16 protein-coding genes and 1 pseudogene are annotated in these 19,069 nt (G+C 64.9%); 11 read left to right on the forward strand and 6 right to left on the reverse strand.

The window, feature by feature from the left end:
- Window positions 1–294: 294 nt before the first annotated feature.
- The gene (locus FLG15_RS05515; protein ID WP_150147569.1) at window positions 295–561 is read left to right on the forward strand and encodes an XAC0095 family protein; all 267 of its coding nucleotides are present in this window, start codon (window positions 295–297) and stop codon (window positions 559–561) included.
- A 246-nt stretch (window positions 562–807) separates the two neighbouring features.
- On the opposite strand, the gene xopAU is transcribed toward FLG15_RS05515, so the two are convergent.
- On the reverse strand, window positions 808–2,382 hold the full coding sequence (gene xopAU, locus FLG15_RS05520; RefSeq protein ID WP_150145649.1) for a serine/threonine protein kinase: 1,575 nt from the start codon (window positions 2,380–2,382) through the stop codon (window positions 808–810).
- A 407-nt stretch (window positions 2,383–2,789) separates the two neighbouring features.
- On the opposite strand from xopAU, the gene xopAV reads away from it, so the two are divergent.
- Window positions 2,790–3,572, forward strand: coding sequence for a type III secretion system effector XopAV (gene xopAV / locus FLG15_RS05530; protein ID WP_057679928.1), 783 nt, complete (start codon window positions 2,790–2,792; stop codon window positions 3,570–3,572).
- Window positions 3,573–3,634: 62 nt separating this feature from the next.
- Here xopAV and FLG15_RS05535 read toward each other — a convergent pair whose 3' ends face one another.
- Complete coding sequence (locus FLG15_RS05535; RefSeq protein WP_025981762.1) at window positions 3,635–4,264, reverse strand: TetR/AcrR family transcriptional regulator; 630 nt, start codon at window positions 4,262–4,264, stop codon at window positions 3,635–3,637.
- Between the two features lie 216 nt (window positions 4,265–4,480).
- Here FLG15_RS05535 and FLG15_RS05540 point away from each other — a divergent pair, with 216 nt between their 5' ends.
- From FLG15_RS05540 to FLG15_RS05550, 3 genes are all read left to right on the forward strand, one after another.
- Window positions 4,481–5,260 carry a histidine phosphatase family protein gene (locus FLG15_RS05540; RefSeq protein ID WP_017157920.1) on the forward strand — a complete coding sequence of 260 codons (780 nt, stop codon included), beginning with the start codon at window positions 4,481–4,483 and terminating at the stop codon, window positions 5,258–5,260.
- Window positions 5,260–6,129 (forward strand): NAD(P)H-hydrate dehydratase, encoded by an 870-nt coding sequence (locus tag FLG15_RS05545; protein WP_057679929.1) that lies wholly within the window; start codon window positions 5,260–5,262, stop codon window positions 6,127–6,129. Before FLG15_RS05540 ends, FLG15_RS05545 begins: the two co-directional genes overlap by 1 nt.
- 414 nt (window positions 6,130–6,543) lie before the next feature.
- Entirely contained in the window at window positions 6,544–8,019 is a 1,476-nt protein-coding gene (locus tag FLG15_RS05550; protein WP_057679930.1) for a glycoside hydrolase family 30 protein, read from the forward strand.
- Between the two features lie 131 nt (window positions 8,020–8,150).
- Here the strand turns inward: FLG15_RS05550 and FLG15_RS05555 are convergent, their stop codons facing one another.
- The 3 genes from FLG15_RS05555 to FLG15_RS05570 form a co-directional block, all read right to left on the reverse strand.
- Window positions 8,151–9,956 carry a glycoside hydrolase family 15 protein gene (locus FLG15_RS05555; protein ID WP_057679931.1) on the reverse strand — a complete coding sequence of 602 codons (1,806 nt, stop codon included), beginning with the start codon at window positions 9,954–9,956 and terminating at the stop codon, window positions 8,151–8,153.
- Window positions 9,953–10,855 carry an SDR family oxidoreductase gene (locus FLG15_RS05560; protein ID WP_057679932.1) on the reverse strand — a complete coding sequence of 301 codons (903 nt, stop codon included), beginning with the start codon at window positions 10,853–10,855 and terminating at the stop codon, window positions 9,953–9,955. Before FLG15_RS05560 ends, FLG15_RS05555 begins: the two co-directional genes overlap by 4 nt.
- A 425-nt stretch (window positions 10,856–11,280) precedes the next feature.
- On the reverse strand, window positions 11,281–13,635 hold the full coding sequence (locus FLG15_RS05570; RefSeq protein WP_150145651.1) for a GH92 family glycosyl hydrolase: 2,355 nt from the start codon (window positions 13,633–13,635) through the stop codon (window positions 11,281–11,283).
- A gap of 419 nt (window positions 13,636–14,054) precedes the next feature.
- Between FLG15_RS05570 and FLG15_RS23345 the strand changes: the two are divergent.
- From FLG15_RS23345 to FLG15_RS05595, 5 genes and pseudogenes are all read left to right on the forward strand, one after another.
- Window positions 14,055–14,236, forward strand: a pseudogene (locus FLG15_RS23345) (hypothetical protein).
- 31 nt (window positions 14,237–14,267) lie between these two features.
- A complete protein-coding gene (locus tag FLG15_RS05580) occupies window positions 14,268–14,897 on the forward strand; it encodes an alpha-ketoglutarate-dependent dioxygenase AlkB (protein ID WP_150145652.1) in 630 nt (209 codons plus the stop codon).
- 85 nt (window positions 14,898–14,982) lie between these two features.
- Window positions 14,983–15,189 carry a hypothetical protein gene (locus tag FLG15_RS05585; protein WP_057679936.1) on the forward strand — a complete coding sequence of 69 codons (207 nt, stop codon included), beginning with the start codon at window positions 14,983–14,985 and terminating at the stop codon, window positions 15,187–15,189.
- A gap of 61 nt (window positions 15,190–15,250) precedes the next feature.
- A complete protein-coding gene (locus tag FLG15_RS05590; RefSeq protein ID WP_150145654.1) occupies window positions 15,251–16,960 on the forward strand; it encodes an FAD-dependent oxidoreductase in 1,710 nt (569 codons plus the stop codon).
- The gene (locus FLG15_RS05595) at window positions 16,957–17,262 is read left to right on the forward strand and encodes a UBP-type zinc finger domain-containing protein (protein ID WP_007965509.1); all 306 of its coding nucleotides are present in this window, start codon (window positions 16,957–16,959) and stop codon (window positions 17,260–17,262) included. The genes FLG15_RS05590 and FLG15_RS05595 overlap by 4 nt, the downstream gene beginning before the upstream one ends.
- A 229-nt stretch (window positions 17,263–17,491) precedes the next feature.
- Here the strand turns inward: FLG15_RS05595 and FLG15_RS05600 are convergent, their stop codons facing one another.
- Window positions 17,492–18,238, reverse strand: a complete 747-nt coding sequence (locus FLG15_RS05600; protein ID WP_057678210.1) for an EAL domain-containing protein — start codon at window positions 18,236–18,238, stop codon at window positions 17,492–17,494.
- A 148-nt stretch (window positions 18,239–18,386) separates the two neighbouring features.
- Here FLG15_RS05600 and FLG15_RS05605 point away from each other — a divergent pair, with 148 nt between their 5' ends.
- Window positions 18,387–19,025: an HD domain-containing protein gene (locus FLG15_RS05605; RefSeq protein ID WP_057678211.1), complete on the forward strand. Its 639-nt coding sequence runs from the start codon at window positions 18,387–18,389 to the stop codon at window positions 19,023–19,025.
- The last annotated feature ends 44 nt before the right edge of the window (window positions 19,026–19,069 follow it).

The raw sequence follows: 19,069 nt of genomic DNA on the forward strand, positions 1-19,069 counted from the left end.
CTCGCAGCAGTGTTCGATATCCATGCTTGACGTCGGGATTTTTCAGTAGCAGTCTTGCTGCACGGAGCCTCGAAACTCCTCAAACAGCGGTACCCACCTCCGAAATACTGGTGGGTTTTTTGTGCCTGCATGTTTTGCAGGCACAACCGACGCGATGCCTGCGTCGGGAGGGCGGCGAATACAACACCCGCAAGGGGAATAAGCCCGCCGGCTGTTTGCGGTTTCGAGCCTCCCGACTTCCCGTCCGTCGCCTCGCGGCGGGCGGGGGCGATTCCATGGAATGAGGAGCAGGCCATGTCGGACGTTGTACGCGATGTGCAGTCACAGCCGGGCTATTACATGCCGGAAGGCGCGCAATACCGCCTGCAGCAATTGCGCGACCATATGCGCTTTTTGGCGCGTCTGGCGCAGCCACGCACGCAGGCCGAAGAGCAGGCAAGGCAGCCGACCATCTGCATGGACGAGTTGGCGTTTTGTCTGGAACTACTGGCCGAGCAGGTGGGGAGAGTGCTGGACGATGTGGAGTGCGCTGTGATCGAAGGCGCGCATCCATTGCCATGACGTGTTGTGCCGTCTGGATCTTTTGCCGTATGGATCACTGCCGAATGGACGCATTGATCGGCCTACGTATGGCAGCAAGCAGCGGTGCCGATTGAATGCCCGAATCAGCGCTCAGACTGCTCGCAGGCGTGCACACTTGCCTCACTTGTCTGTCGATCCCGCGCTTCTAGACCCAGCCACCACACACTGCATGGTCTATCGGTTCGCGCTCACTTGTAACGTGGGCGCTGCTAAAAATAATTGCTGCTAAAAAGAAGGCAAGCGCTTCAGTTTTTCGAAGGTGCGATGCATCCGATCACGGGGCGGGAGCGGCGGTTCGGTGAAAAAGGGGTCGCGCAGCAGTCTCTCTGCCTTGGTGCGCTCGCCGGTTCCGTCGTCCAGCATGCTGTTGAAGAAGTGGACCACCGTGCGCTTGTGGTCGGCCGGGAGAGCCTGCAACGCATCCATGAAGGGGAAGGTGTCTGCAGTCTTGGTGCGATTGATCCCGATCATGCCCATGTTGTAGTCGGGGCGCTTGAGCACATGCACCAGCAGTTGCGCCACGCTGTAGACGTCGCGCGCATGCCTGGCAGGGGTGCTCAAGTCGTAGAAGCCCGGTGTGCCGCCGCGGTTCGGATCGCCTTCTTCTGCGCCGAGTCCCATGTCGATCAGCCGAAAGATCCTGGTGGGTTGGTCGTACATGACGTTGTTGTGCGAGATGTCCTGATGCACGATGCCGGCGTCTTCGCAGCAGGCGATGCCCACCAGTACATCGGCCATCAGCTGCCGGGCCAGGCCGAGATACTCCATTGCGCTGATGGCGCCTTGCTGCAGCGCTGTGCGTGCGCGGCCAATCATGCTGCGCACGCTGATGCCGTCGATTTTCTCCAGCAAAATTCCGAAGGTGTGTTCGATCTGCACCACGCCATGGGCATGGACGATATACGGCACCGCATCGACCGACCTGATCATTTGATACTCCTGGAAGATCATGGCTTTGCGCTCATCGATCCGCTCCTGCAGCGTCGGTGCGTCTGCAACGGTGGCGGGGTCGCACAGTGTCGGTGGGATCGGCCATTGCGGGTCCGTGCACAACAAGGCCTTGAAGATGAAGTCGCGGCCGCAATGTTGCCCGCCCTGCCAGAGATCTTCGGCCAGCCGAACCGCGTAGGTCGAGGCGGAGGCGCCGGTGCCGATGGTTGGCAGTGTGTGCAGCGTTGCTGCAGTGCCTGCGTTCCCGCTTTCCAGCGTCACCTGGAGAAAACCAGTGTCTACATCCACGGCGCCGGGCTTCAACGCCGAGAGCTTCTGAATCAAGTCCGGGCGTTCGGATCGGCTGGTCAGCGATTTCACCAGACGCGGGCTCAGCACGACGTGCTGCCGGGCATGACGCATCTCGCTGACCAGACGCCGTGCGTTGCGCAAGTTCTGGAATGCGTCATTGCTGTCGGCGCCCGCAAGAGCCGATGTGCGCGCCGGCGTCTCCAGCAGGCAGGCCCAGGTCGGTGAGCCGGGCTGCGGGCCCAGACGGGGGCTGCGGCCGGTGACAGGCGTCGTTGGCGAGTCGCTACTGGATGAGGACCAGGTGTGCGGTGCCAACGCTGCCTGCAGGCGGGGCACCACGACCTCCAGGCGCGTATTTTCATCGGCGAGCACGCCGGTGGTGCTTCTTCGTTTTTCCAGCAGGTTGAGTGGATGGTCTGCGACGGGATGGGGCGGGGTGTGCTGCTCGGGCGCCTGTGCAGTTTCGGGCGCATCGCGCTCTGCGTCTGCGCGCAGCGCCGTGGAAGGGAGAGTGACGTTGCCGGAGATCTGTTTCATGGTCGAGGCCAGTGTGGTCAACGATCAGGGGAGGTGGCTCTGGCGGTTCGCTTGCAACACACGGCATGCGGCAGCTGGCGTGAGCCCGTTGCAACCAGGAGCCACTCAGCGGCGATGTCGGCTGCGTCACCGGCATCATCATTGAGGCAGTGGTGCATGCGTAGTGAGCAATGCACGAAGCGGTGCAGGCGTGGGCGAAGTTGCGCCAGTGCTGCGTGTCTTGGCATCCGGGGCGGCGGGATCGCGCCGGCGGGTGTGGCCGACGCGCAATGTCAACACGATCGCCAGCCACCCGGCTCGTTCGCCTGCAGCGACGCACTGGTGCCGGCTGGAACGCGTGCGCGCTTTGGCAAGCGCAGCGCCGCTTGATTCGTGTTCGGCAATGGTTTTTCGGCCGGATGCGTCATGCCCGATCACGCTGGGGAACAATGGCGCGCACCGAAAGCGGAGAGGTGACCATGCAACCGTTAGCGTTGACATCCGCCACGCGCAGAGGCGCCAGGCGCGAGCAGCAAGAGGACGCGACCGTGGCAGATGCCGGCCCGTCTGCACCGGCCAGCGACCCGCACGCCAATACGCAGCTGGCCCAGAGCCTGCCGCGGCGGCCGGTCCGTGAGGCGCCGCTGAGGGCGCCTGGCACGCCGCGTGGCGTCCACCTCGCCAATCTAGGGCGAACGATGGCTTATGTGGGCGCCGCCGGGTCCGCACTCTGCGGAGGGTTTGCGGCACTCCAGGCACCCGCCGCGGCGGCATACGGCTATCTCAACGATGATCAGTATTACAAGAATCTTGCTGTGGTGAGTAGCTGCCAGGCAGTGGGAGCGCTGGCCGCATTCTTGGGGATGAGGCTGGCCGATGTGATGGCCGCTCGTTACGTGGAGGCGCAAGCTCGGTGGTACGACGTGCCGACCAAGGCGCAGCGGGCAAGCGAGTTGGGAACAACCGAGGCCTGCCTGGATCAGGCGGTCGACATGGTGACCAGATTGGACGCCGACCATCCTGGTCCTGCCATGGACGAAGGCGAGCGGCTGGCATTGGCCAGGGATCTGCTGAACCTCATCATGGTAGAACGTTCCCGTCTGCCGCCAGACCTATGGCGAGCAGCGAGCAGCACTGACAACAACAGCGATGCGTACGGTCTGGTCGCCCGGCTCCTGCAGGCCGCCAGAGCCCGTGCAGCGGAAGAGGCGTCCACGTCGTCGGCAGATTGAGCGCGCCTGCCTGCAAGATACCCGGGCGCGGCCCGCAATCGCCGGGCAGTGCTGCTTTGGGATTACACCGGCGCCGACTTGAGAATGCCCGACAAACTCTCGCGCAGGATCAGCTGCAGATGCATGCGGTTGAGTTCCATGCCGCTGGTCATCACGCTGTGCAGGCCGCCGCACATGGCGGCAACGGCGAACACGCGGGCCTGGAATTCCTGTTCGCTGCTGGCGGTGTCGGTGTGGCCGCGGAGCAGACGCTTGAGCAATGCGCTGAGGTGTTCGATCAGCGATGCGCTCTGCCGGCGCATGAAGGCGGCCAGCACCGGGTCGCGTAGCGTGGCCAGGTGCAGCTCCAGGTCGATGCGGGTGCGCTTGATGTTGATTTCCTGCAGCAGCCAGTCTTCGAGCAGGCCGGCGATGAAGTCCACCACGTGCACATTGGCCGGGCGTTCCACCAGCCACATCTGACGGATGGCGCGCATGTAATTGCGCTCGAGCAATGCGCGCACCAGCGCGTCCTTGTCTTCGAAGCGCTGCAGCAGGCTGCCGCATGACAGACGGGTGCGTTCGGCGATGAGTTCGAAGCTGGTGGCCGAAAGGCCGATCTCGTCGATGCAGCGTTCGGCCGCATCCAATACGTCGTCTACCAGGAGCTCTTCGCGCTGTTTTGCGGTGCGCAGCTGAAGGACGTTGGACATGGGCGAGCGAGGTGTCGGGGGCCTGCAGTATACCGAGCCAGGGTTACGCATCCGTTGGAGCGGCGCTGGTCTGTGCTATGGCGCATGGTTCTTGCAGCGTGTGCGATGTGCGGGCTCATGCATGACACCGGTGGCGCGGCCGCGCACGGCCGCAGGCATGGTCGACCAGCTGTTCACGGCGGCTGTGCGACACGTGGTGCCGACGTGATGCAGGAGATGGGTGTGAGTGAGAACAGTGCGGTTGCGGGGGTGTCGGCGCAGTGGCCGGCGCGCTTGTGGGTGGTGCGGCATGGGCAAAGCGCGGGCAACGTGGCGCGCGATGTGGCCGAATCCAATGGCGCGACGTTGATCGACCTGGAGCATCGCGATGCGGACGTGCCGCTCTCGGAACTGGGCGAGCGCCAGGCCGAGGCATTGGGCGCGTGGATGGCTGGGCTGCCCGAACACGAGCGGCCGAGCTTGATCCTGAGTTCCACCTACGTGCGCGCGCGACAAACCGCCGCTGCGGTGGCACGTGCGCTCGGCCAGCCGGCCGATGCGGTCAGCGTGGACGAGCGGCTGCGCGAGAAGGAATTCGGCGTGCTCGACCGCTACACCACGGCCGGTATCCTGGCGACGTTTCCGGCGCTGGCCGAGCAACGCAAGCTGGTGGGCAAGTTCTATTTTCGCCCGCCTGGTGGCGAGAGTTGGTGCGATGTGATCTTTCGGTTGCGCAGCATCGTGGGCGACCTGCAGCGCAATCATGTGGGTGCGCGTGTGCTGATCGTGGGGCACCAGGTCATCGTCAACTGCTTCCGTTACCTGATCGAGCGGATGGACGAGGCCACCATCCTGGCCATCGACCGCGAAGGCGATGTGCCGAACTGTGGCGTCACCGAATATGCGGCCGCGGCCGATGGGCAATCGCTGCAATTGGTGCGCACCAAGTTCGTGCCGCCAGAGCTGGCCGACGAGCCGGTGACCACCGAATCCGACCGCCCGGCCGGAGCGCGCTGATGGCCGCCGCACGCCTTCGCACGCTGACCGCTGCCGCACTGCGTGCGATGCCGCTGCCATCGCCCGGCGGCGACAAGGAGCAGCGGGGGCGCGTGTTGGTGGTCGGTGGGTCGATGCGCGTGCCCGGTGCGGCGTTGCTGGCCGGGGAAGCTGCATTGCGCGCGGGCGCCGGCAAATTGCAGATCGCCACCGCTGCCAGCGTGGCGCCGGCGATGGCCCTGGCGGTGCCCGAGGCATTGGTGCTGGGGCTGGGGCAGAACGGGCAGGGCGAGATTACGCGCGGGCATCGTGCGTTGGACGCGGCGCTGGCCGCCTGCGACGCGGCCGTGATCGGGCCGGGCATGGCCTCGACGACGACGACAACGGCGCTGGTCAAGCTGGCCGCTGCCAAGGCGGTCTGTACCTTGGTGCTGGACGCCGGTGCGTTAGTGCGCAGCTTGCGTGCGCCGCCCGGGCGCCCATTCGTGCTGACGCCGCATGCCGGCGAAATGGCAACCCTCGCCGGCGATGACAAGGCCGCGGTGGAAGCGGCGCCCGGCGAGTACGCGCTGACCTTCGCGCGGAAGATGCGCAGCGTGGTGATCGTCAAGGGCGCGGACAGTTTCATCGCCGGGCCGGACGGTGCGTTGTGGGTGCATCGCGGCGGTGTGCCCGGGCTGGGCACCTCGGGTTCGGGCGACACCTTGGCCGGGTTGATTGCAGGTTTCGCTGCGCGGGGCAGCGACGCGTTGACCGCGGCGTTATGGGGCGTGTTCGTGCATGCGGCTGTTGGCAAACAGCTCGCAAAGCGGATCGGCACGGTGGGATTTTTGGCGCGCGAGATTCCGCCGGAAGTGCCAGGCGTCCTGGATCGTTTGTCGCGTAGGTGATCAAGCCCTTTTCCAGACGGCAGAGGTGCATGTTGGCGCTGCAGCTGAGCCCCTCTCCCGCCGGGAGAGGGGTTGGGGTGAGGGTACGACAACTGGGATTGGTGCAGATTGAAGTCTTATTCCTCGCTGTTTGTGATGCATCAAGCGCTGCCGGCACCGCCATCTGCGCCCGTACCCTCATCCGGCGCTGCGCCACCTTCTCACCCATGAAGGGGGGCAATGTCCCGCCGGGAGAAAGGAATGCTTGTGCTGCAGCCAAGCCCCCCTGCTGATGGAAGAACCAATGAATGCCACACCGCGTTGCGCTTGCGCTCGTTTTTCGTGCGATGTTGCGGCGCGTTGGTCGGTTAGGCTTGCGCGATCTACCTGGGAGGGTGCGCGGTGAAGCGAGCGATGACGTGGTCGGTGGTGGGAATGCTGGGGATGCTGGGCACGGTGAGCAGCGCGAGCGCCGCAACGGCAGCCGTGGCACACGCGGCGGCTGCAGCAGCGCCAGATGCAACCTCGCCAGCGACGCGCAGCGCTGGCGCATTGCGCATCTACACCAGCTCCCAAGGCGCCACGCAACAGATGCGCGCCAGCACGGCGGCCGCGCCTGTCGCCGGCCATGCATTGACCGAAAAAGAAAACTCCATCTTCGTCAATCCGCAGCGGCAGTTTCAGCAGGTACTGGGTATTGGTGGTGCGATCACCGATTCCAGCGCAGAGACCTTTGCCAAGCTGCCCAAGCGTACGCAACGTGCGTTGCTCACGGCCTACTACGATCCGCAGCAGGGCATCGGCTACACGCTGGCGCGTACCACCATCCATAGCTCGGATTTCAGCAGCGGCAGCTACACCTACATCAAGGAGGGCGACGCGGCGCTGAAGAGTTTTTCGGTCAAGCACGATGCCAAGTACCGCATCCCGATGTTGCGCCAGGCCATTGCGGCGGCCGGCGGCAAGCTCACCACGTTCGCCAGCCCGTGGAGTGCGCCGGCCTTCATGAAAGACAGCAAGACCATGCTCAAGGGCGGCAAGCTATTGCCCGAGTACGCGCAGGCCTGGGCAAGCTACTACACGCGGTTTATCGCGGCCTACGAAAAAGCGGGCATCCCCATCTGGGGCATCAGCCTGCAGAACGAGCCGATGGCGGTGCAGACCTGGGAGTCGATGCTGTTTTCGGCCGAAGACGAACGCGACTTCCTGAAGAATCATCTTGGGCCCACCATGGCCAGCGCCGGCTACGGCGATCGCAAGATCATCGTGTGGGACCACAACCGCGACATGATGGTGCACCGCGCGCATGTGATCTTCGATGATCCGGAGGCGGCAAAATATGCGTGGGGCATGGGCTTCCACTGGTACGAAACCTGGGCCGGATTCGAGCCGATGGTGGAGAACGTGGCGGCAGTGGCGCAGGCCTACCCGGACAAGCACCTGCTGTTGACCGAAGCGGCGGTGGAAAAGTTCGACCCGGCCAAGTTGCAGTACTGGCCCAATGGCGAACGCTACGGCACGGCCATCATCAACGACCTCAATCATGGCGCAGTGGGCTGGACGGACTGGAACATTCTGCTCGACCAACAGGGCGGGCCGAACCATGTAGGCAATTACTGCTTTGCGCCGGTGCATGCCGATACGCGCACCGGCGAGGTGACCTATACGCCGAGCTATTGGTATATCGGCCACTTTTCCAAATTCATCCGGCCGGGCGCACGGCGGGTCAGCGCGGCCAGCAGCCGCAGCAATCTGGCGACCACCGCGTTTGTCAACACCGATGGCAGCCTGGCCATGGTGGTCATGAATGCCAGCGACGTGGCGATTGCCTACAACCTGTATGTGGGCGAAGCATCCAGCACGTTGGAAATTCCCGCGCACGCGATCCAGACGGTGGTAATGGCGCAGTAGGCGAATCGACGCAATGGGTCGAGCTGTGGTCTGGCGCAGCCGCATTCGCGAGGTGTCCGCTTCTGCCGACGGCAGAAGGCGTCTGCTGATGGCAGCCTGATGCACCGGCGAGGACAGATGCTGCGCTGCGCTTATTCGCCATCTACGGCCAGCGCTGCGTGGATCAGCGCGAGGTGGCTCAAGCCTTGCGGTACGTTGCCCAGGGCGGCGCCAGTGCTGGTGTCCAGCATCTCGGACATCAGTGCGACATCGTTGCCCAGCTGTTCCAGCAACTGTTCGAACAAGCGCCTGGCTTCGGCACGCTCGCCGAGCAGCCCATAAGCTTCGACCAGCCAGAACGAGCAGGCGATAAATGCTCCTTCGCGTTGTTGCATGCCGCTGTAGCGGTGCAGCAATGCGTCGCTGCCGAGTTCTGCGGCAATGGCATCGCGGGTGGCGATCATGCGCTCGCGGCGCGGCCCGCCCAGCCCAAAGCGCGAGGCCAACAGCAGGCTTGCGTCCAGGTCGTCGGTGTCCGCGTAAAAGGTGTATGCCTGCTTGGCGTCGGACCAGCAGTGCATGTCGATCCACTCCAGAATCCGCGCCTGTTCGCGCTCCCAGCGTGGCAGCATCGCGGTGGAGAGGTGGCCGGCCTTGGCCAGCTCGCTGGCGCGGCGCAGCGCCAGCCAGCATTCCACTTTGGACATGGTGTAGTGTTGGGCGGTTTCCAGTTCCCAGAAGCCTGCGTCCTTGCGCATCCAGGTGTCTGCGCATTCGTTGCCGAGCTCGAACAACTGACGTGCGGTTTCCTGGTCCAGGATGTGGCCTGCATCGAGGAAGCGCGCGGCCATTTCGAAGATATCTCCGTACAGGCACAGCTGCAGCTGGGTGTTGGCGGTGTTGCCCACGCGCACCGGGCGCGTGTTGCGATAGCCGGGAATGTCGATCACGCGTTCGTCGGGCACCAACGCGCCATCCAGGGTGTAGCAGGGGCGCACGCCGGGCCGGTGCTGGCGGATGGTGCGCATCAACCAGCTAAACGCAGCCTTGGCATCGGCCAATGCACCCACGCGCAGGAAGGCCTTGGTGGTGTAGGCGGCATCGCGGACCCAGGCATAGCGGTAATCCCAATTGCCGTTTGCGCCAATCTGTTCCGGCAATGACGTGGTGACTGCAGCAGCGATGGCGCCGGTAGGCGAAAACCACAGGAACTTGAGCGCCAGCGCAGAGCGCACGACCGCATCGCGGTAACTCTTGTCGTAAGACAGGTTGCCGCTCCACTCGCGCCACTCCTGGTCGCTGCGCTCGATGCGCCCACCGATGTCTTCCAGCGCGGGCACTGGCAGCGCATCTTCTTCGGCGGCCAGCAGTGCTACGACCTGGGTGTCGCCTGCGTGGATCGCCAGCGTCACGTGCACGCCGCGGTCATCGCACCGCACTAGCTGCGCTGCATTCTCGTCGTAGCGCAACATGGTCATGAGCGAACCGACGTGATGCACACGTCCGTTCGGCGTCTCGCTTTGCCAGGGGGTGGCTTCTCCGGCACGTGTGCCGGGCCGGTAGATCAGGTCGAAGACAACGCGGCCTTCGATGCCTTCGATGCGTCGCGCAAGTTCCGACCACGGCAGCCGGCCGGCTTCGCCGCTGTTGAGTGACTCGGTCAGGCGTGCGCTGCCGGTGGCGGTGCTGAAGGTCGTTTCGAGAATATTGCTGCCATCGCGGTAGTTGCGCTGCACGTGCTGCAGCTGTTGCGGCGTAAGGGCGAAATAGCCGCCTTCGCCTGCATCCAACAGGCGATCGAACAACGGCGGCGAGTCCATCTTCGGCACGCACCACCAATCGATGCTGCCGTCTGCACCGCATAACGCCACCGAGCGCCCGTCACCGATCGCCGCATAAGCGGCGATCGGCAAGGCGCCGGTGGCATCGCGTCGAAACTCAGCGCCGGGATGGCTCAAGACAGCAACAGGCCGCCAGTGGCACCGAACACTTCGCCGGTGGCGTAGCTCGATTCCTGCGATGCAAGAATCACATACAGCGGCGCCATTTCCACCGGCTGGCCAGCGCGCTTGAGCGGCGTTTCAGAGCCGAAATCGGGAATCTTTTCCGGCGGCTGACCACCGCTGGGCTGCAGCGGCGTCCACACCGGTCCAGGCGCGACTGCGTTGACGCGAATCCCCTTCTCGGCGATCTGCTGCGCCAGCCCCTTGGTGAAGTTGACGATGGCCGCCTTGGTGGAAGCGTAGTCGAGCAGCGTAGGCGAGGGCTGATACGACTGGATCGAACCGGTATTGATGATGGAGGCACCCGGCGGCAAATGCGGGATGGCCGCCTTGCACAGCCAAAACATCGCATAGACGTTGGTCTTGTAGGTGGCGTCGAACTGCTCGGTCGTGATGTCCGCGATGTCTTTCACGGCGGTCTGTTTACCCGCGATGTTGACCAGTACATCCAGTCCGCCAAGCTCTTTCACCGCCCGATCCACGAGTTGGGTACAAAATTCCTCGTTCTTGAGATCGCCCGGAACGCTGATGGCTTTGCGCCCTTCTGCCTGGATCAGTTGCACGACTTCGGCTGCGTCCTGTTCCTCTTCCGGCAGGTAATTGAGCACGATATCGGCACCTTCGCGTGCAAATGCGATGGCGGTGGCGCGCCCGATCCCGGAATCTGCGCCGGTGATCAGGGCCTTGCGACCCTGCAAGCGACCAAAGCCCTTGTAGCTCTGCTCGCCATGGTCTGCCTTGGGCTGCAGTTCGTGGACGGTGCCCGGCGCTTGCTGGGTTTGTTCCGGAAATTGCGGTTGCGGGAACTGGGTCAACGGGTTCTGCATTTCGTACTGATTCTTGGTGCTGGACATGCACACGCTCCTGCATTGGGGGAAGGGCAGGCACGCAGTCGTCGTGCGTACCGATGACGACCAGTGTGGAAAGCGGGGCGATGCGTATCGGTGAACGAAAGTTGTGCATCGTGTGAATACGTGACCGCGGTGCATGCAGTGCCATCGCCCCGGAGACGTCGCATTCAGAAACTGACGCAAGACAAACGCACGCGTTGCGCAGGAGTCGACGACGCTGGCACAGCTGGCTGTACGGCAGCGTTGATCGAGCGCGGTGCATGCGGTTTGCGCATGCGGACCCACGACTGAGGCAATTAGCCAGGGCCACTCCAGGGGCAGCTGACCAAATGTAGCGAACGTTCGGTGGAGCCGCGCAGACACCTCATTTCCTGCGGGATACATCCCTGCAGGATCATCCGGGCGCTACATCTCGCAACGGCGTTGGATCATTGCAGCTGGGCCGACATCGAATACGGCCGCTGCGCCGGGTCGGTGGCCCATCGCGGATTCGGTGTCGCCTGCATGCGGAAACGCAGCTCGCCGCCAGCCTGGATTTCCTCGTGTGTCACATAAGCGCGGGTCAGCGGTTTGCCGTTGAGCGTGGCGCTGCCGACGTAGCTGCGTGCATCGCTCACGCCTTCGGCGATGATCGAGAAACGATTGCCATTGGGCAGGTTGAGCGTGGCACGCGGCAGGAACGGGCGGCCGATGACGTACTGGTTGCTGCCGGGCGCCACCGGGTAGAAGCCCAGCGTGGTGAACACGTACCAGGCCGACATCTGGCCGAGATCGTCGTTGCCGGCCAGGCCCTCGGGCCCGGCGTGATACTGGCTGCGCATGATCTGGGTCAGGCGCGCCTGCGTGCGCCACGGTTGGCCGGCATACGCATACAGATAGGCAACGTGATGGCTGGGTTCGTTGCCGTGCGCGTACCAGCCGATCAGGCCGGTGATGTCTTCCATGTGCTCGAAGATCTTCGGGTCCACCTTGGCATCGAACACCGCATCCAGCCGGGCAAGCAAGTTGTCGTCGCCGCCATGCGCGGCAGCCAGCCCGGCCACGTCCTGCGGCACGTACCAGGAGTATTGCCACGCATTGCCTTCGGTGTAGTCGCTGCCGTAGCCACTGGCAGATGGGTCGAATGGCTCGCGGAAGTTGCCGGCGCGGGTGCGCGCGCGCATGTAGCCGGTGGCCGGGTCGAAGGCATGCTTCCAGTTGCCTGCGCGCTTGTTGAATTCTGCAGCGATGGCGGGCTTGCCGAGCTTGTCGGCCATGCGCGCGATGGTCCAGTCGTCGAAGGCATATTCCAGCGTCTTGGAGGCGGCTTCGCCTTCTTCGTCGATGGGCACGTAGCCCAGCTCGCGGTATTGCGCAATGCCATCGTACGGGCCGTAGTTGGCGCTGGCGACCATGGCCTGCAGGGCTTCCTCTGCGTCGAAGCCGCCGATGCCTTTCATGTACGCGTCGGCAATCACCGGGACGGCGTGGTAGCCGATCATGCACCAGGTTTCCAGGCCATGGAATGCCCATATCGGCAGGATGCCGTAGGCGCTTTCGCGACGCGAGGCGAGCAGGGAATTGACCACGTCGCTGCTGCGTTGCGCCGGCTGCACCAGGGTGAGCAGCGGATGCAAGGCGCGGTAGGTGTCCCACAGCGAGAAGGTGGAGTAGTTGGTCCAGCCATTTGCCTGATGCACCGCATTGTCCGGCCCGCGGTAGCGGCCGTCGCTGTCCATGAACAGCGTTGGCCCCAGCAGGGTGTGATAGAGCGCGGTGTAGAGCTGGGTGCGTTGTTGCGTGGTGCCTTGTGCATCGATCGCCGACAGCGCCTGCGTCCATTGCGCACGTGCATCGGTGCGTACGCGATCGAAATCGAAGCCAGGCACTTCGGCGGCGAGGTTGGCGATGGCGCCGGCCTCGCTGACCGGCGAGAGCGCCACCTTCACCACCAGCGGTGTGCCGTCATTGGCCACGTCGAACACACCGACCAGTTGCCGGCCTTCGATCTGCGCGCGCTGCGCAGGATTCTTTTCGCCCGGTGGTGGGAAACCCTTGTATGGGATGTCCTGCTCGGTGTCATGCAGTTGCGTGGCAGTGAGCGGACGCGAGAAGCGCATGGCGAAATACAGCTGCCGGCCGGGCGCCCAGCCGCGTGTTTCGCGAAAGCCGGTCACCGTGCCATCGCTGCGCACCCGCAGCCGCGACCACTGCACCTTGCCGGGGTAGTCGTACAGGCTGGTGCGCAGGTCGATGAGCACATGCGCCGGCGTGCCTTTGGGAAACTGATAGCGATGCACGCCCACGCGCGCGCTGGCGGTGAGTTCGGCGCGGATGTTGCGGTCTTTCAAGGTCACTGCGTAATAGCCGGGCTGCGCCTGTTCGCTGGCGTGGTCGAACTGCGCGGTATAGCCGCTGCCCGGCTTGCTGGCGTCGCCGCGTTCGAGCTTGATGTCGCCGGCCTGCGGCATCAGCAGGATGTCGCCCAGATCCGAATGCCCGGAGCCGGAAAAATGCGTATGCGAGAACCCGACGATGGTGGTGTCGCTATGCCGATAGCCAGCTGCCCAGCCGTAGGCGTCCTTGCGCGGCTTGATTTGCGTATCCGGGCTCAGCTGCACCATGCCGAACGGCACCGTGGCACCTGGATAGGTATGGCCTTCGCCACCGGTGCCAATGAACGGGTCCACTGCGTCGAAGGCAGTTGCAGGCGTACGCGGCGCCGCGTTGCCGAACACTGCGACGACGGCGGCAAGCAATGCCAGCCAACGAGCCCGACGTGGGGCGATCAAGCGAGACGACATGCCAAGTGCTCCAGGCGGATGCAGCGCCGGACCGTAGCACAGCTGAGCGGGCGCGCTACAGGTGAGAGGATGCGATGGCCATCGTGGTCATGGTTGGGTTCGCTGAGCAGGCGCGCGTGATCGATGTGGTTGCTTGGGCACGCACCGCGGCACATCTGGCGGCTGTCGTGCTGCATGGACGTTAGTCTGTGTTCTCCGCGTGGTCCGCGTTAGGCAATCGCCGGCGAGAACGCGCAACGGTCGCCAACGCAGTCGCACACCGCAGCCATTTCCCTGCGCCGTGACGCCAGCACCGCCAAACCCGCCACTGCTGCAGCGGCGGCACCGATCAACACCTTGTCGCGGGGAGAGCGTGCGCGCAATCCGGGGCGCCGCCGGTCGCCACCGTCGATGCCGCGGCAATGCCAGGTGCTTGCCCGATGCCGCTGGACACGCCGCAAATCACCACGTGGGCAGGAGGGGGGCGATGCATGCGATCTCTCCACGAAAACGAGCAGGCATGCTTGATCGCCGTACGTGAGAACGGTGCGGCGCTTTGTGTACCGCAGCGTGAAGCTGAACTGGTCGGCTGGCGCCATGGGCGACGAAGGCGTGGCGCTGAAATCTGCTGCAGGCGCCCGCATATTGCGTTGATGGATTTGTTCAACGCTCCCATCGCACCGCTGCAGGTGCTGCACGACCAGCAAGGTGGCGTGCGCTATTGGCCGCAGCTGTTGCCGCCCGCACTGGCGCAGGCCGCGTTCGACGCACTGCGCGAGGGCGCCGATTGGCGCAGCCAGCGCCGCGAAATGTACGAACGGGTGGTGGAGGTGCCGCGCCTGCTGGCCTCGTATCGGTTGGATGAAACATGGCCTGCGGGATTGCCGCTGCAGCGCTTGCTCGATGCGGTGCAGGCGGTGCTCCCGGCGCCGCATAACGCGGCGGGCTTGAATCTGTACCGCGATGGGCGCGACAGCGTGGCAATGCATCACGACGCATTGCACACACTGGTGGCACCGCATCCGATCGCGCTGCTGTCGCTGGGTGCACCGCGCCGGATGCAACTGCGCGCCAAGGACGGCAACGCGCGGGCGGTTGCGCTAGAGCTGGCACCGGGGAGCCTGCTGGCGATGAGCCACGCTTCGCAACACACGCACGCGCACGGCATTGCCAAAACCACGGGCGCGGTGGGCGAGCGCATCAGCGTGGTGTTTCGCGTGCGCCCGGCCCAGCGCATGGCGGCCGGGCAGCATGGGCCACATTGGCAGCCCGTGCGGTCGTAGTGCCCAGGCTTGGGCTCGATTGATCGGGCAGCTCACAAAACGCCTGTGCAGTTGTCGGACGCGCACAAGGGTTACTTTGCGCGGGATGCAACATGCGGATCCTGCGTTTGCCATGCGCGGTCTGCACCTGGCGGATGATTGCTTGCCGGGTGTATCGGCCGCGCCGGATTCCCCACGCCGAACGCGTGCGGTCTTCACCAGCTGCAAGCGCCTGACCGGCCGCAGCACGCGCTCGCGTACGCTTGCCCGGTGTCTGCACGCTGTCGCGGCGATGCGTGACCATTTCGGGTGATTGCCATTGCCATCACCACTGCCCATGCTTGCATGTGATCCCCTAGCCGCGTCGCCCCTCCATGTCTTTGGACCAGACCCGCCACCATCAGATGTTTCCCGAGCTGGACGCGGGCCAGCTGTCGATCACCCGGCGATTTGCCAGCGGGCCGGCGCAACGGTTCGGCGCGGGCGATCCCGTGTTCGAGGTTGGCGATGCCCACGCGCCGGTGTGGGTGGTGCTGGAGGGCGCCATCGAAGTGGTGCGCCGCGACGGACTGGGCAACGAAAAGCCGATCACCCGGCACACGCCCGGCCAGTTCACCGGCGAGGTGAGTCAGCTGGCCGGGCGCGCGTCGCTGGCGGCCGGACGTGCCGGGCCGGACGGCTGCCTGGCGCTGCCCTTCGATACCGCGCATCTGCGCGCGCTGATGATCAGTTCGGCCGAAGTGGGCGAAGTGGTGATGCGTGCGTTGATCCTGCGCCGCGTCGGGCTGATCGAGGGCGATGCTTCCGGTTCGGTGCTGATCGGCGAGCCGAACGATCCGCATCTGACCCGTCTGCAGGGATTTTTGACCCGCAACGGCTACCCCAACACGGTGATGGATGTCTCCGACGACGACGGCCGCGCGTTGGTGGAGCGCCTGGGCATCCAGGAACACGATCTGCCGGTGATGGTGTGCCCCAGCGGGCGGGTGCTGCGCCAGCCCAGCGACGCCGAAGCCGCGCATTGCCTGGGCATGACGCCGGACATCGACCCGGACAAACGTTACGACGTGGCGATTGTGGGCGCCGGCCCTGCCGGCCTGGCGACGGCGGTGTATGCCGCATCCGAAGGCTTGTCGGTGCTGGTGCTGGACCAGCGCGCCATCGGCGGGCAGGCCGGTGCGTCGGCGCGCATCGAAAATTATCTCGGCTTTCCCACCGGCATTTCCGGGCAGGCGCTGGCCGGGCGCGCGTACAACCAGGCGCTGAAATTCGGCGCGGAACTGGCGATTCCGATCGAGGCGGCCACGCTGGAATGCGGCCGCGACGATGGCGCGCTAAAGCTGGATCTGGCCGATGGCAAACAAGTGCTGGCCAGCACGGTGGTGATCGCCTCGGGTGCGCGCTACCGGCGCCCGGAGATCGAGGGCCTGGATCGCTTCGAAGGCCACGGTGTGTCCTACTGGGCCTCGCCGGTGGAAGCGCGCCTGTGCGAAGGCGGCGTGGTGGCGCTGGTGGGCGGCGGCAATTCTGCAGGGCAGGCGGTGGCGTTCCTGGCGCCGCGGGTCAAGGAACTGCACCTGATCATTCGCGGCGACGGGCTGGAAAGCTCGATGTCGCAATACCTCATCGAACGTATCGCCGCGTTGCCGAACGTGCAGCTGCACACCGGCACCGAAGTGGCCGCGCTGGAAGGCGACCCCGAGCGCGGCTTGCAGGCCGCGGTGTTGCGCACGCGCAAGGACGGTGCAACCGCGCGCGTGGAGTTGCGGCACCTGTTCCTGTTCGTCGGCGCAGACCCCAACACCGGTTGGCTGCAGGACTGCGTGGACACCGACAAGCGCGGCTTCGTCATGACCGGCACCGCGCGTGGCGACGGCGTACCGGCGTGCCTGCCGCTGGAAACCAATCGCCCTGGCGTATTCGCCATCGGCGATGTGCGTGCGGGCTCGGTCAAGCGCGTGGCCGCCGCAGTGGGCGAGGGCGCCGCCGTGGTTGCGCAGATCCATCAGTACCTCGCACATCAGGCCAACCCGGTGCCGGTCTCCGAACTTGCCAGCGCCAGCCAGGAGTCCACCAGCGCATGAGCCAACACTGCCGCCATACCGATCAAATCCATGCGGTCACACCCAGTGCGCGCGGCTGCGAAGAGTGCCTGGCCATCGACAGCGTCTGGGTGCATCTGCGCCTGTGCCGCAGTTGCGGCCATGTGGGGTGTTGCGACGACTCGCCCAACCGACATGCCACCGCGCATCACCATGCCACCGGCCATCCCATCATCGAAGGCTACGACCCGCCCGAAGGCTGGGGCTGGTGCTATGTGGATGAAGTGGAGGTGGAGCTGCCGGATCAGACGCCGCAGCTGGGGCCGATTCCGCGGTATGTGTGAGTGGCGCCGCGTGGTGTTCGGCGGTCGCTGGTGGCTTGCGAGGCGGTGTCGGGATCGGGATCGGGATCGGGAATCGGGAATCGGGAATCGGGAATCGGGATTGGGGAATCGTAAGAGCGGTTTCCGCGCGTTCGATTGCCGCTGGTTGGGACGTTGTGCGCTTGCGCCTGCGTGTTGCGCTTGCTGGTTGGCGCGCAGATTTGCGTCGTTCGTGCGCACACCCGCACGCTCACTGCGGCCAATGCACCTTCGGTAGTTCTCCGATCTGGGGTCTGGCGAACAGATAGCCTTGCTGCAGGTGGATGCCCAGGTCGCGCAGGGTGCGGTATTCGTCGGGTTGTTCGATGCCCTCGGCGATGACGGCAATGCCGAGTTCTTCGCACATGCGGGTGACATGGCGCACGATGGCCTGGCGGCTGCGGTCGGTGTCGATCCCGCGGACCAGGGCGATGTCCAGCTTGAGCAGATCCGGCTGGAACTCGGCCAGCAGGCCGAGCCCGGCGTAGCCGGCGCCGAAGTCGTCGATGGCGGTCTTCATGCCACGCGCCTGATAGGTGCGCAAGATACCGAGCAGATGCGCCGGATCGGTGAGATGTTCCTGCTCGCTGACCTCGAAGATGATGGCGTCGAGCGGCCAACCGTGTTGCGCGGTGGCCGATAGCGTGGCGCGCAGGCAATGCTCGGGGTTATAGACCGCGTTGGGCATGAAGTTGATCGACAGCAGCGCCGGCAGGCCAATCTGCGCAGCGCATTCGATGGCCTTGATGCGGCAGGCCTGGTCGAATGCGTAGCGATTGCGCTCATCCACTGCGGCCAGGATGCTGCCGGCCGACTCGCCGTTGATGCCGCGCACCAGCGCCTCGCCTGCGTAGATGCTGCGGGTGGACACGTCCACGATCGGCTGGAAGGCCATGGTGATCGCGGTGGGGAAGTCTTGGCCGTCGCGGCAGGCGTTGCAGACAGGAAGTGTGGTCATGGCGTTGGGTCATCGAACGGCGTAGGTGCAGCCTAGACCTATCGGCCGCGATCGCGCAGCATTGAGCCTGAATCACTCATGGCGGTGTCCTCACCTGTCGGCAGTCGGGCTCGGCGATACTAGGCGCATCGCTCGCATCGGATGCCCCATGGCCGCTCTCACCGAACGCTATGCCCTGGCCGTGGACTACGCGCGTATCGCGCACGCCGGGCAGGTGCGCAAGGGCACGCAGGTGCCCTACCTGAGTCATTTGCTGGGCGTCTCGACGCTGGTGCTGGAATGCGGCGGCGATGAGGAACAAGCCATCGCCGGCCTGCTGCACGATGTGGTGGAAGACTGCGGCGGCGGGCACGAGGCCTCGATCCGCGCACAGTTCGGCGATGCGGTGGCCGATATCGTGATGGCGTGCACCGATGCCACTGCCGAAGACAAGGCCGAGGTGGACAACAGCCAGCGCGCACGCAAACGCGATTGGCGCGAGCGCAAGCAGGCCTATCTTGCGCACCTGCGCAAGACGCCCGAGCGCGCGCTGCTGGTGTCCGGCTGCGACAAGCTCTATAACGCGCGCAGCATCGTGCAGGACCTGGAAAATCCTGCGGTCGGTCAGGACATCTTCAATGTGTTTACCGCCGGGCGCGAAGGCACGTTGTGGTATTACGCCGCGCTGGAAGAGGTCTTCCGTACCCGCAATGCCGCCACCGCGCGGCTGTTCAGTGGCGTGGTGAGGCGCATGCATGCCCTGGCCGACACCGGCGAGCAGGTGTCGCCGGCGCATGCGCTAGGTTAAGCGCCGCATAGAGAGGGCGGTACGCGCCTCAGGCACGAGCGGCT

This window comes from Xanthomonas phaseoli pv. dieffenbachiae (assembly GCF_008639345.1).
Classification (GTDB): Bacteria; Pseudomonadota; Gammaproteobacteria; order Xanthomonadales; family Xanthomonadaceae; genus Xanthomonas; species Xanthomonas phaseoli.

What these genes read in the sequence shown, in the direction of transcription:
- FLG15_RS05590 (WP_150145654.1), top strand. Translation starts at nt 15,251, where the DNA reads ATGTCTTTGGACCAGACCCGCCACCATCAGATGTTTCCCGAGCTGGAC.
- FLG15_RS05600 (WP_057678210.1), bottom strand. Translation starts at nt 18,238, where the DNA reads ATGACCACACTTCCTGTCTGCAACGCCTGCCGCGACGGCCAAGACTTC.
- FLG15_RS05585 (WP_057679936.1), top strand. Translation starts at nt 14,983, where the DNA reads ATGCAACATGCGGATCCTGCGTTTGCCATGCGCGGTCTGCACCTGGCG.
- FLG15_RS05545 (WP_057679929.1), top strand. Translation starts at nt 5,260, where the DNA reads ATGGCCGCCGCACGCCTTCGCACGCTGACCGCTGCCGCACTGCGTGCG.
- FLG15_RS05595 (WP_007965509.1), top strand. Translation starts at nt 16,957, where the DNA reads ATGAGCCAACACTGCCGCCATACCGATCAAATCCATGCGGTCACACCC.
- FLG15_RS05570 (WP_150145651.1), bottom strand. Translation starts at nt 13,635, where the DNA reads ATGTCGTCTCGCTTGATCGCCCCACGTCGGGCTCGTTGGCTGGCATTG.
- xopAV (WP_057679928.1), top strand. Translation starts at nt 2,790, where the DNA reads ATGGCGCGCACCGAAAGCGGAGAGGTGACCATGCAACCGTTAGCGTTG.
- FLG15_RS05515 (WP_150147569.1), top strand. Translation starts at nt 295, where the DNA reads ATGTCGGACGTTGTACGCGATGTGCAGTCACAGCCGGGCTATTACATG.
- FLG15_RS05560 (WP_057679932.1), bottom strand. Translation starts at nt 10,855, where the DNA reads ATGTCCAGCACCAAGAATCAGTACGAAATGCAGAACCCGTTGACCCAG.
- FLG15_RS05580 (WP_150145652.1), top strand. Translation starts at nt 14,268, where the DNA reads ATGGATTTGTTCAACGCTCCCATCGCACCGCTGCAGGTGCTGCACGAC.
- FLG15_RS05540 (WP_017157920.1), top strand. Translation starts at nt 4,481, where the DNA reads ATGGGTGTGAGTGAGAACAGTGCGGTTGCGGGGGTGTCGGCGCAGTGG.
- FLG15_RS05605 (WP_057678211.1), top strand. Translation starts at nt 18,387, where the DNA reads ATGGCCGCTCTCACCGAACGCTATGCCCTGGCCGTGGACTACGCGCGT.
- FLG15_RS05550 (WP_057679930.1), top strand. Translation starts at nt 6,544, where the DNA reads ATGCTGGGGATGCTGGGCACGGTGAGCAGCGCGAGCGCCGCAACGGCA.
- FLG15_RS05535 (WP_025981762.1), bottom strand. Translation starts at nt 4,264, where the DNA reads ATGTCCAACGTCCTTCAGCTGCGCACCGCAAAACAGCGCGAAGAGCTC.